Source organism: Vreelandella hamiltonii, assembly GCF_014651775.1.
In the GTDB taxonomy this organism is placed as follows: Bacteria; Pseudomonadota; Gammaproteobacteria; order Pseudomonadales; family Halomonadaceae; genus Vreelandella; species Vreelandella hamiltonii.
Genome location: NZ_BMXN01000042.1, coordinates 1 through 11,883 on the forward strand (window position 1 = coordinate 1; position 11,883 = coordinate 11,883).

Consider the following 11,883-nt stretch of genomic DNA (forward strand, 5'->3'; position numbering starts at 1 on the left):
AAGGGGTGGCGGCGCATACCGCACTGGAGCAACTGTTTGCGGGGGAGGTGCCAGCCTTCATGCAGCAAGAAGCCCCGACTCAGCCAACCGGTGCTGAATAGTTACTATGGTTTTTTAATTAATTGCTTTTGATCTTATCTGTGTTTGTAGTGAGCTTCCGTGGTTGCTAACAAGAGATGCACATGCTCAAGGAAGAAGCGCTAACATATCGAATCAGGGGAGCTGTTTTTGAAGTCAGCAGGCAGCTTGGCCCCGGTTTTCTGGAAAGCATCTATCAAAAAGCATTGTTCATTGAGCTGCAATCTGCCGGTCTATATGTGGAGGCTGAAAAGCCTGTCAATATCTACTACAAACAGTGCCTGGTAGGGGAGCACCGGCTCGATCTGTTGGTAGAAGGTAAAATTATTCTAGAGTTGAAAGCGCAGAAAAACTTGCCTCCAGCCGCTGAACCGCAACTCATAAATTATCTTCGTGCCACTAACTTACCTGTAGGACTGCTCATTAATTTCACATTTCCAAAAACACTGATCAAACGTATCGTTGTTTAATGTTTTTATCCGTGTTTTCCGTGAGTGTCCGTGGCAAAAAAGGATTCACCATGAACATTTTCATCACCGGCGGCAACGGCCAAGTGGGCTTTGAGCTGCAGCGCCAGTTTGCCCCGTTCGGCAACATCTTGGCCCCCTCACGGCAGGCGCTTGATTTAACCAATGCTCACGCTGTGGATGAGTATCTTGCAAAGCACCAACCTGCCTTGATTCTGAATGCCGCCGCCTACACCGCGGTAGACAAAGCCGAAAGCGAGCCGGAACAAGCCAAACGCCTGAATGCCGAGTTACCCGCACAGCTAGCCGCCTATGCCGCCCAGCAGGGCATCGCGCTAGTCCACTATTCAACCGATTACGTTTACCCCGGCAACGGCGAAACCCCGTGGCAAGAGGATAGCCCCACCGGCCCTCTAAGCATTTACGGGCAAACCAAGCTAGAAGGGGATGAAGCGGTGACTCAAAGTGGTGCACACCACCTGATTTTCCGCACCAGTTGGGTATACGCCGCCCGGGGCAACAACTTCATGAAAACCATGCTGCGCCTGGGCTACAAGCGCGAAACGCTCAACATCGTCAACGACCAAATAGGCGCGCCCACGCCAGCACGCTTGATCGCCCAAATCACCGCGTTGGCCTTCACCCCTCACGCCTCACGTTTGACCCCTCACATCCCATCAGGGGTTTACCATCTGGCCACGCAGGGCAAAACCAGCTGGCATGGCCTCGCCAGCGAAATTTTCAAACAGGCCTCCCAGCGGCAGTTAGCCCTGGCCATTACACCTGATAATACCCACGGCATCACCACGGCTCAGTACCCAACACCCGCCCAGCGCCCGTTAAACTCACGCCTGTCGCTGAGCAAAATAGAGCGGGCACTAGGCATCACCCTGCCTACGTGGCAAAGCCAGCTGGCGCTCACGCTTCAAGAGCATCTGGAACATTACTAAGCCACGGAACGCACTGAAAAAGCGGAAAGTTTTTATTTATTGTTTCTTTTGATGTCATCCGTGCTATCAGTGAACATTCGTGGCTAAAAATGAACAAAGAGACCCCAATGAGTCAAACCACACCCAGAAAAGGCATCATTCTTGCCGGTGGTTCAGGCACACGCCTGCACCCCATTACTCGGGGCGTTTCCAAACAATTGCTGCCCATCTACGACAAGCCGATGATCTACTACCCGATCTCGGTACTGATGCTGGCGGGCATCCGCGATATTCTCATCATCTCTACCCCTGAAGACCTGCCTCAATACCAAAACCTGCTGGGCAGTGGCGATGATTTCGGCTTGCGCTTCGAATATGCCGAACAGCCAAGCCCCGATGGCCTGGCACAAGCCTTCATCATCGGGGAGCGCTTCATCGGCGAAAGCCCGGTATGCCTGGTACTAGGCGACAACATCTTCCACGGCCAACACTTCTCTGATCAGCTAAAGCGAGCCAGCGCACACACCAGCGGTGCCACCGTATTTGGCTATCTGGTCAAAGACCCTGAACGCTTTGGCGTGGTGGAGTTTGATGAAACAGGCAAAGCCATCTCCATCGAAGAGAAGCCCAAAAAGCCCAAATCCGCTTATGCGGTCACCGGGCTCTACTTCTACGACAAAGATGTGGTCGAGATTGCCAAGCAGGTCAAGCCCTCAGAACGTGGCGAGCTAGAAATTACCAGCGTGAATAACGCCTACCTGCAACGCGGCGATTTACGCGTAGAGCGCCTGGGCCGAGGCTTCGCCTGGTTAGACACCGGCACCCACGATAGCCTCTTGGAAGCCAGCCAATACGTACAAACCATTGAGCACCGCCAAGGCCTGAAAATCGCCTGCCTGGAGGAAATTGCCTGGCAGCAAGGCTGGATCACCAGCGAACAGCTAGCCGAGCTCGCCAAGCCCCTAGCCAAAACCCAATACGGCCAATACCTCCAGCGCCTTTTAAAAGTAAAAGGTAAAGGGTAAGAGGTAAGGAACCTTGTGGTACTTGAATGGCACCTCACACCTAACGATTCACGCCTTACGAGCTATTTATGAAGTACGAAAAACTCGCCATTCCTGAGGTGGTGCTGCTCACCCCGCAAGTGTTTGGGGATGAGCGCGGTTTCTTCATGGAAACCTTTCGTCAAAGCGAATTTGAAACACACTGCGGCCCTTACCAGTTCGTGCAAGACAACCACAGCAAATCCAAACACGGCATTTTACGCGGGTTGCACTACCAACATCAGCAGCCCCAAGGCAAGCTGGTACGCGTTACGCAAGGTGAAGTGTTCGATGTAGCGGTGGACATGCGCGCAAGCTCGGCCACCTTTGGCCAGTGGGTAGGCGTCCATTTAAGTGCTGACAACAAGCAAATGCTGTGGGTACCACCAGGGTTTGCACACGGCTTTTACGTCACGAGTGATGAAGCCGAATTTCAATACAAATGCACCGACTATTACGCCCCCGGCGATGAAGTGTCGATCCGTTGGGACGACCCAAGCCTAGCGATTACATGGCCGCTGAGCGAACACCAACGACCCACCCTATCCAACAAAGATGCTCAAGGGCTCAGCCTGCACGAAGCCCCCCAGTTCAAGTAAATCAAATGACTATCAAAGAAGTGAATGGAGCTGCCCAGACAATGTCCTTAGCCGTATATATCGGAACCGAAAAATTTCGCGATACGCGAGAGGGAGACGCCAGCGCAGAGCCCGCCCATGCCGTTACGCTAGGCGATATCGCCACTGGCTTCTCCCACGACACGACGGAAGGGCAGCCCGCTTTACTTCTTAGCGTCTTCACGGAAGAAGCCCTCTCAGCTCTGGAGCACTGGCTAAAAAGCGATGCAGAGCGCACCTGCACCATTGCATGGCCGCACCCCAGCGCCTGGTTAGCCGCCAGCTTGCAGCACGCCAATCGGCCTAAAGAAGCACTGTGGCAATGGAGCTATCAGGCCGACCTATTGGTAAAACTCTATAAGCGCAAGCGTAAACAGGTGACGCTGGAAGGGTACCTGCCCAACGTCGCCACTGTGGCCCTGCTGCCATGGGTGGCCCAGCTCACGCTGGCGCAAACAGCACCTCTCTACCGGCTAATGGCGCATCAGCTCACCCAGGAAGACAGCCTGCTGCAACAAGCCTACAGCTACCTGAAAGCCAGCAGCGGCCACGTAGCGAACTGGCAGCAGCCCGCCGTCGACGTAGTCGAGCAAAGCCTGCAACAGTTGGCGCACGAGCACCAGCAACGCGACACGCTCAAAGCCACGACAGAGAGTGCCCAGGCAGAGCTAAGCCACGCGCAGCAGGAAAACAGCCAGCTTGGCGAACAGCTGGCCACGCTGCAGCAGCAATGCAACGATACCCAAGCCAAGCACGACGCAACCCAAAAGCGCCTGGAAGAAACCACCCAGCGCCTATCAGAAAAAAGCGCCCAGCTGCTGGAAACCGAACACGCCAAAGACACCCTGGCCAGCCAACTGACAGAGCAGCAGGCCACCAACACCCAGCTGCGCCAGCAGCTGGACGAACAGCAGCAAGCCGCCACGCGCAAAGCCAACGAACTGGCCAAGCTGCAAGATCACACTTACGGCGTAGAGCAAGAAAATGCGGCGCTGCTAGAACAGCTCATGAAAGTGCAAGAAGCGCTGGAAGAGAACATTCTGGCCAACCAGGCACAACAGGCCGACCTGGAAGAAAAAGAAACCAAGCTCAACTGGTTAAGAAAGAAAACCAAATCGCAACAAGCTCGGCTGGATGAGCGCAAAGCCGAACTGAGCCAGCTAAAAGGCGACCATAAAAAAGCCCAGCAAGCGTTGGAAAAGCAGCTGGCAGAGCAAACCAAGGCCGCCCAGGCACAGCAAGATGCCTACAAAGCGCTGAGCCAGGCCAGCCAAGAGGCCCTGCAACAGGTCGAACAGCAATTGGCACAAGCGCAGCAAGAAGCCAACGCGTTGGCGGCTGCACACCAGGCCGAACTGGAACAAGCGGAAGAAAATGCCGCCAAGGCGCAGCAACAAGCGCAGCATCGCAAAGAGCAGTTACTGCAAGAGCAGGCGTTGTTGATCGAACAGCTGCATCAAACCCAAGAGCAGTTCCGCCTGGAAGCCCAGGACAAGCAGCAGCTGCAAGACACCCTGCAAACCTTGCAAAAACAGCATCAAACCGCCCAGCAAAGCCTGGACAAGCTCACTCAAGCGCATCAAAAAGCGGTGAAGCAAGCAGAGAAAAAAGACGCGCAGGCCAATGTGAAATACCAGCAGCTGCAGCAAGAGCAGCAGCTCATCGTGGCTCAGCTTCATGAAGTGCAAGAGCAGCTAGTAAAGACCACCGAAAATGCCCAGCACTACAAAAAGCAGGCCGACAGCCGTCAGAAAACCATCAATGTGCTCAAGCAAGAACAGCAGCTCATGCAGCACCAGTACGAAAGCGTTACCCAGTGGCTGCGCGCCAGTGGGCACCGCAATGCCGCTGCCGCCTACCGCTATAGCCGCCCCTTCAAGCGTGCGCTACCGCAACAGGTAGCCACCATCCAGCAAAGCAGCTTCTTCGATGCCCAGTGGTATTGTGAACAGTACCCGGATGTCAAAACTTCCGGCATGGAACCCGCTGAACACTACCTCAAGTTTGGTGCCACCGAAGGGCGCAACCCCAGCGACAAGTTCGATACTTACTTCTACCTGTGTGAATACGCAGACGTAGCGATTTCTGGGCAAAACCCGCTGCTTCACTACCTGCGCTATGGGCAGCATGAAGAGCGCTTGCCCGCCAGGCCCCAGCAGCAGTTGCCAGCCCCCGCCCAGCCTTGAATACCACGCTGCCCAATGCCCACGCATAGAAGTGACCCCTCATGAGCATTCAATTACTGTACCTGGGGCCTCTGCGGCCCGACACGCTAACGCTGCTGGAAGCGCTTGGCCCGGCAGAAAGTGCCCAGTTCATTACGCCCACCGCGAATAGCGAGCAGTGGCTGGAAGTACAGGGTTTGTTCCCACAAGCCGTGCAGCAAGTAAAAAAACTGGCGGAGACCAGCGGTGAACAACCGTACTACGCCTTCAACCTGCCGGAGTTCAACGCCAGCCAACCCGCCTCTGGGCTTTACACCCTTTACCCAGGGCTAGAGCTGGTAGACAGCACCCCCCAGCCGCTCATGGGGGTCGCCGATCTACTGAATGAACTGGAAAACCAGCCCAGCACCATAGTGGTCGAACAGCCAGAACTGGTATGGCCGCTACTGCAAGCGCTGAAAGCGCACGCCGGCTACAAGCAACTCAGCGAGCTGTGGTTAAGAGTAGGGGGCGTACCGCTGTACCAAGGCATGCCGGAAACCGAGGAAATCCTCAATTGGTGCCTGGAAGAAGGCTTCGAGCTTCAAGTAACCCGCGAAGACGACCCGGACCTGCCCCTGCTTCAGCTAACCCGCCACCCGTTCTACGACCGCTGGCAAGAGCAGGCACAGCGCGCGGCCAAGCTGGCCAAGCAGCTCAAGGCTGCCCAAGTGGCCATCGAGGCAGGGCATAACGAACAGCAGGAGTGGTTAGCTCAGCAAACGCAGTGGCAGCAAGAGCGTGAAGCGCTGAAAGCACAGTGTGCCGAACAACAGCAAAAGCTCGACGCTTTGCAGGCCGAATTGGCACAACAAAAAGCGCTGCATGCTGCACTCATGGAATTGCATAAAGATATAAATAAAAAATTTGACGAGCAGCACACGTTTATCAAAGAGGTTGCCAATGCCTTGGGCCAGCATATTACACGGCGTACCACGGACCTTTAACGCGGGGCGGCAAAGTCTCTCACGACGATACGAATGGACATAAGCAACAGAGAACATAAGGGAATGGATGTGACACAGCGAATTGTGGCCAGCGCCTCTAAAAGCTTCCGCGAGGGGAACTATCAGGAAGCCTTAAACCTGTACCAGAAAGCAGCAACGCTTTATGATAGCGCCTTTTTCAGCGCTAATATTGCTTTGTGTGAGCAGCGTATAAAAGGCGAACCTGAACATAAACAAGTGCTTGCGGGCTCGCCTGCGGAATCTAGACAGCTGGCAGAAACCCAAAGCCTGCTTGAACACTACTACCGCCGCTGCCAAGAGCTGGAATATCAACTGTTGGAAACCGCCACACCATAGGCAAGGAATAGGGAACACCGATGAAAGTTTTAACCGTGTTTGGTACACGCCCTGAAGCCATCAAAATGGCCCCGCTGGCACTGCAGTTAGCGGAAGACACGCGTTTTGAAGCGAAAGTGTGTGTTACGGCACAGCACCGCGAAATGCTGGATCAGGTACTGGAACTATTCGAGCTGACGCCCGACTACGACCTCAACATCATGAAGCCAGGGCAAGACCTGAATGATGTGACCTGCGGCATTCTGCAAGGGTTAAAGAGTGTTCTTGAAGAGTTCAAGCCGGATATCGTGTTAGTGCATGGCGATACGGCCACCACCTTTGCCACCACATTGGCGTGCTACTACCAGCAAATTCCCGTAGGCCATGTAGAAGCAGGCCTGCGCACGGGCAACCTGTATTCGCCCTGGCCGGAAGAGGGCAACCGCAAGTTAACCGGCGCACTGGCCGCCGTGCACTTTGCGCCCACCAGTACCTCCAGGCAGAACCTGCTGGAAGAAGGCATCGACCCTGCCACCATTCACGTAACGGGCAACACGGTGATCGATGCGCTGCTGGAAGTCGTTGAAAAGCTCAAGAGCCAGCCGGAGCTTGCCGCAGAACAGGCCAAACGCTTTCCCATGCTGGATGCCAGCAAGAAACTGATTCTAGTGACCGGCCACCGCCGTGAAAGCTTTGGCGGCGGGTTCGAACGCATTTGCCAAGCCCTGGCGGAAACCGCAAAAGCGCATCCCGAAACGCAAATTCTCTACCCCGTACACCTGAACCCCAACGTGCGCGAACCGGTAAACCGGCTGTTAGCCGATGTGAGCAACGTACACCTGGTAGAGCCGCAAGACTACCTGCCGTTTGTGTACTTGATGAACCAGGCGCACATTATCCTGACGGACTCTGGCGGTATTCAAGAAGAAGCGCCCTCATTAGGCAAGCCCGTGCTGGTCATGCGCGATACCACCGAGCGCCCTGAAGCGGTAGAAGCCGGAACCGTGAAACTGGTAGGTACCGATGTCGCCGCCATCACCCGCGCGCTGAACACACTGCTCACCGATGAGCAGGCCTATAACGCCATGAGCTACGCCCACAACCCCTACGGCGACGGTAACGCTTGCCAACGTATTCGCGACATCTTGGCGAAGTAATACGCGCACTAGCGTTGTCATGCCACGAAATAACACGGATGACACGGATAAATGAAAGAGTACCAATTTGTATAAGTACCTATCCGTATAAGTACTTATCCGTGTTGTCAGTGTCTTCCGTGGCTCACTAATTTTACTCCTTCTAAGAGCATGAACATGAAATTCGATACTATCTCCATGATCGGTTTGGGCTACATTGGTCTCCCTACCGCGGCAGTATTTGCGTCACGCAAGAAAAAAGTCATTGGTGTGGATGTCAACCAGCACGCCGTAGACACCATCAACAGCGGCCAAATTCACATTGTCGAGCCCGAGCTGGATATGGTGGTACACGCTGCCGTCACCGAAGGTTACCTGCGTGCCACCACAAAACCCGAACCCGCCGATGCGTTCATGGTGGCAGTACCCACCCCGTTCCACACCGATGAGCACGGCCAGAACCACAAAGCCGACCTGAGCTACATCGAAGCTGCCGCCAAATCCATCGCCGCCGTGTTAGAGCCAGGCAACCTCGTGGTGCTGGAATCCACCAGCCCCATTGGTGCCACCGAGCAAATGGCCGCATGGCTAGCAGAAGCCCGGCCAGACCTCACCTTCCCGCAAACCCACGGCGAAGCCTCGGATATCCGCATTGCCCACTGCCCCGAGCGTGTGTTGCCCGGCCATGTGATTCGTGAGCTCGTGGAAAACGACCGCGTGATTGGCGGTATGACCCCCAAGTGCGCCGAAGCCGCCTGTGCCTTGTATGGCATCGTGGTCGAAGGCGAGTGCGTACCGACCACCGCCCGCACGGCGGAAATGGCCAAACTGACCGAAAACAGCTTCCGCGATGTGAATATTGCATTTGCCAATGAGCTTTCCACCATTTGCCACGAGCTGGACATCAACGTGTGGGAACTGATTGCGCTAGCCAACCGCCACCCACGGGTGAATATTCTGACCCCCGGCGCAGGCGTAGGCGGCCACTGCATTGCCGTAGACCCCTGGTTCATTGTGGATGCCTGCCCAGAACAGGCCAAAATTGTACGCGCTGCGCGTGAAGTCAACGATGCCAAACCCCAGTGGGTGCTGGCGCGGGTTAAAGAGGCCCTGGACAGCTACCACCAGCAAAACCCCGAAGCCAAGCGCAGCGAGCTGACCGTGGCCTGCTTAGGCGTTGCCTTCAAACCCGATATCGACGACCTGCGTGAAAGCCCCGCCTTGGGTATTGCCGAACAAGTAGCCGCCCTGGGCTGCCGTTTGCAGGTAGTCGAGCCCAACATCGAAGCGCTGCCTAAAACACTGCAACAGCCCAATGTAGAACTAAAAACGCTGGAAGAAGCGCTGACACAAGCAGACGTAGTGTGCGTACTCGTGAAGCACAAATCGTTTATCAAAAACGTAGAGAAAGTACGCGAGAAAGAGAGCGTCATCGACGCCGTAGGCTTACTGGGCTAATAGCCCACTTAAAAGTGAGGGGGAGTTCCGCAGGGCCACAGCATTAGTCCATAGGCTCATCACTTCCCCCTCACCATTCACTCCTCACTCTTTACGATTGTTCTCTCACTATTTACCTATTTCTGGATCTCCATGGACGAGTTGCTTTCACACGCCTCCAAGCTTGCGGACACACCCGCGCAGCCAATCAATGCGCCCATTCAAGGAAGAATTGCCTACATGGTTAGCCATGGGCAAAGTTACGCCAGCAACGGCTATGCGATTAGAACCCAAGGCATTGCCCACGCACTGAACCAGCACGGGTTTGAAACGCTCTGCTTTGTGCGCCCCGGTAGGCCGTGGGAGCTAAACACAGAAAGCAACGTAGTACCGGAAACCACCATTGAAGGCGTGCGCTACATTCATACACGTTGGCAAAACGATGCTTCCCCAAAAAGCGGCAAGCCGCTGTTAGAAGAGAGCATAAATAAGTACATAGAGTTATTCAGGGTGTACCGCCCCAGCGCGGTATTGGCCGCTTCCAACCATGCAGTGGGCCTGCCCGCCTGGGTGGCTGCCAAGCGCTTGGGCCTACCGTTCTATAACGAGGTACGCGGTTTTTGGGAGCTTTCACGTGCCGCCCGCGAACCCGAGTATGAAAACAGCGCCGCCTTCCGTAAAGAAGCCGAACGTGATGCGTTTGTAGCAAAACAGGCGCAAAAGGTATTCACCCTCAACCAGCCCATGAAAGAGGAGCTGGTAAAACGCGGTGTAACAGCAGAAAACATCGCCATTGTGCCCAACGGAGTCACAAAGCTTCCCGAGATCAAGCCTGCCAACCCCGCGCTGAAAAAACGTCTGGGCATTGAAGAGGGTGACAAAGTAGTAGGCTATATTGGTAGTTTTAATGAGTATGAAGGAATAGATGAACTTGTTGTTTCGTGCAAACAGCTCCATGAAAAAGGATTTAGAATAAAGTTATTACTTGTAGGTGACGATCAAGCTATAACAAATGTTGTTACAAATGCTCAAGTTTTGTCATTAGAACCCTGGTTGATTCAAGTTGGTCGCATCAGTCATGAGTTAATACAAGAGTACTATTCCTTGGTTGATTTGGTTGTTATGCCACGTAAAAATCTTCCTGTGTGTAGAATAGTTCAACCAACAAAATTCATTGAGGCATCAAGTTGTAATATACCTGTATTAGTGCCATCTTATTGTGAAGAAGCTATAGATGATATTGCTGCTAATGCAGTTGCTTTTAAAGAGGGGGATCTTTCGGTTAAAATTGCTGCAATGCTTCCACAATTATATTGTGGTAAATATAATGATGATAAGCGCTATGCTTATGAGTTTAAATATAAAATTAAACCAATGCTAAATTCATTCGGATGTTCATCTGTAGAATCGAAAAATAAACCAAGTGATATTGAAATCGCATTTGATATGTTGACTAACAATAAAGGAAGTCAACTTCTGCTTGAAGAAGAGAAATGGCTAAGGGAGCTTTCTTGCGTCGAGCTGAAGAATGGTAATATAACTAATTCTTTAGCTTTAGCTAAATTTGCTTTCCTTCAAGGAAGTTGTCGTTTTTCTTTTAAATTTTATGTTAAGGCGCTCTTTGCAGCTCAGAAATATGATCGTGTGGTTGATTTGTGTGACGGCCATGAGAAACTAGGGAATGAGGTTGAGCTCATTAGAAAAAAAAGCGCTTCTTATTTAGAGGTTTACAAAGAGTACTATGAGACTTGTGAGTCAGTAGTTAAAAACGAAAGTATAAAAAGTACTAAATCTGTTTATTTTCTCCATAGCTCGTTACCTTATTTTTCTGGTGGTTACGCTACCAGAGCACACGGTCTTGCTAGTGCGCTAGTCAATCGTGGTTTAGATGTGAAACCTTATACAAGGCCAAATTTCCCGTATGACGTTAAAAAAGATATAAAGGAAGAATCAATAAGTGTAGATGTAGATGGCCTTGTTTACACCAAAACAGCATGTAAATCTGCTCGATTAAAAGACGAAGCAAGCTATATGCTTGACTGTATTGATGTCTTTGAAAAAGTTATTGAACAAGAACAGCCAGGATATATTCATGGTAGATCAACCTATCAGATTGCTTTACCAGCGTTGATTGCAGCAAAAAAGAATAATTTGCCTTTCGTTTATGAAGTTTCTGGCTTGTGGGAAATTGTGCATGAGTCTCGTGAAACGGCACCGCAAAGAAAATACGAAACAGAAAAAATTCGGCACCTAGAAACTATGACTGCAATAAAAGCAGATATTGTTTTTACCCTAACAGGAGCAATGAAAAATGAGCTAATAAGTCGGGGCGTGAATGAGAATAAAATTCATATACTACCAAACTGTACAAATCCAGAAAAATTTGTACCATGCGGTAAATCACCTACTTTACTTAAAGAGCTAGATATCACCCCGGATATTCCAGTAATTGGCTATATTGGTTCATTCCAAGATTATGAAGGCTTAGATGATTTAATTGACGCTTGTGAGCTTATTCACAAAAAGCAACCAAACATTGATTTTAGGCTTCTATTAGTGGGAGATGGGCCTTATTTTAATCAAATACCTGAATCCGTGAGACCGGCCCCCGGAAGCACTTCTAACCCACTGACCTGCATGGCAATATAGCCATTATCGCCATTCACCCAGACAGTGCCATGCCCAACAT

10 protein-coding genes are annotated in these 11,883 nt (G+C 52.2%); all 10 read left to right on the forward strand.

From position 1 onward, the window contains the following. Positions 1-182: 182 nt before the first annotated feature. The 10 genes from IE091_RS17950 to IE091_RS17995 all read left to right on the forward strand — a co-directional run bounded on the left by IE091_RS17950 (position 183) and on the right by IE091_RS17995 (position 11,843). The gene (locus IE091_RS17950; RefSeq protein ID WP_096923262.1) at positions 183-548 is read left to right on the forward strand and encodes a GxxExxY protein; all 366 of its coding nucleotides are present in this window, start codon (positions 183-185) and stop codon (positions 546-548) included. A 50-nt stretch (positions 549-598) separates the two neighbouring features. Then, complete coding sequence (rfbD, locus tag IE091_RS17955) at positions 599-1,495, forward strand: dTDP-4-dehydrorhamnose reductase (RefSeq protein WP_096923261.1); 897 nt, start codon at positions 599-601, stop codon at positions 1,493-1,495. 107 nt (positions 1,496-1,602) lie between these two features. Beyond that, positions 1,603-2,499: a glucose-1-phosphate thymidylyltransferase RfbA gene (gene rfbA / locus IE091_RS17960; protein ID WP_189464281.1), complete on the forward strand. Its 897-nt coding sequence runs from the start codon at positions 1,603-1,605 to the stop codon at positions 2,497-2,499. Between the two features lie 68 nt (positions 2,500-2,567). Continuing rightward, a complete protein-coding gene (rfbC, locus tag IE091_RS17965; protein WP_096923259.1) occupies positions 2,568-3,116 on the forward strand; it encodes a dTDP-4-dehydrorhamnose 3,5-epimerase in 549 nt (182 codons plus the stop codon). A gap of 41 nt (positions 3,117-3,157) precedes the next feature. Beyond that, a complete protein-coding gene (locus IE091_RS17970) occupies positions 3,158-5,320 on the forward strand; it encodes a coiled-coil domain-containing protein (protein ID WP_096923258.1) in 2,163 nt (720 codons plus the stop codon). A 41-nt stretch (positions 5,321-5,361) separates the two neighbouring features. Beyond that, a complete protein-coding gene (locus IE091_RS17975; RefSeq protein ID WP_096923257.1) occupies positions 5,362-6,285 on the forward strand; it encodes a hypothetical protein in 924 nt (307 codons plus the stop codon). A gap of 63 nt (positions 6,286-6,348) precedes the next feature. Further along, positions 6,349-6,642 (forward strand): hypothetical protein, encoded by a 294-nt coding sequence (locus tag IE091_RS17980; protein ID WP_096923256.1) that lies wholly within the window; start codon positions 6,349-6,351, stop codon positions 6,640-6,642. A gap of 20 nt (positions 6,643-6,662) precedes the next feature. Further along, positions 6,663-7,778 (forward strand): non-hydrolyzing UDP-N-acetylglucosamine 2-epimerase, encoded by a 1,116-nt coding sequence (gene wecB / locus IE091_RS17985; RefSeq protein WP_096923255.1) that lies wholly within the window; start codon positions 6,663-6,665, stop codon positions 7,776-7,778. Positions 7,779-7,934: 156 nt separating this feature from the next. Next, on the forward strand, positions 7,935-9,215 hold the full coding sequence (gene wecC / locus IE091_RS17990; RefSeq protein WP_189464282.1) for a UDP-N-acetyl-D-mannosamine dehydrogenase: 1,281 nt from the start codon (positions 7,935-7,937) through the stop codon (positions 9,213-9,215). Between the two features lie 132 nt (positions 9,216-9,347). Beyond that, positions 9,348-11,843 (forward strand): glycosyltransferase, encoded by a 2,496-nt coding sequence (locus tag IE091_RS17995; protein ID WP_189464283.1) that lies wholly within the window; start codon positions 9,348-9,350, stop codon positions 11,841-11,843. Positions 11,844-11,883: the final 40 nt, after the last annotated feature.

Excerpts from the sequence above, each read along its gene's own strand:
- IE091_RS17950 (WP_096923262.1), top strand. The coding sequence starts at position 183 with ATGCTCAAGGAAGAAGCGCTAACATATCGAATCAGGGGAGCTGTTTTT.
- rfbD (WP_096923261.1), top strand. The coding sequence starts at position 599 with ATGAACATTTTCATCACCGGCGGCAACGGCCAAGTGGGCTTTGAGCTG.
- rfbA (WP_189464281.1), top strand. The coding sequence starts at position 1,603 with ATGAGTCAAACCACACCCAGAAAAGGCATCATTCTTGCCGGTGGTTCA.
- rfbC (WP_096923259.1), top strand. The coding sequence starts at position 2,568 with ATGAAGTACGAAAAACTCGCCATTCCTGAGGTGGTGCTGCTCACCCCG.
- IE091_RS17970 (WP_096923258.1), top strand. The coding sequence starts at position 3,158 with ATGTCCTTAGCCGTATATATCGGAACCGAAAAATTTCGCGATACGCGA.
- IE091_RS17975 (WP_096923257.1), top strand. The coding sequence starts at position 5,362 with ATGAGCATTCAATTACTGTACCTGGGGCCTCTGCGGCCCGACACGCTA.
- IE091_RS17980 (WP_096923256.1), top strand. The coding sequence starts at position 6,349 with ATGGATGTGACACAGCGAATTGTGGCCAGCGCCTCTAAAAGCTTCCGC.
- wecB (WP_096923255.1), top strand. The coding sequence starts at position 6,663 with ATGAAAGTTTTAACCGTGTTTGGTACACGCCCTGAAGCCATCAAAATG.
- wecC (WP_189464282.1), top strand. The coding sequence starts at position 7,935 with ATGAAATTCGATACTATCTCCATGATCGGTTTGGGCTACATTGGTCTC.
- IE091_RS17995 (WP_189464283.1), top strand. The coding sequence starts at position 9,348 with ATGGACGAGTTGCTTTCACACGCCTCCAAGCTTGCGGACACACCCGCG.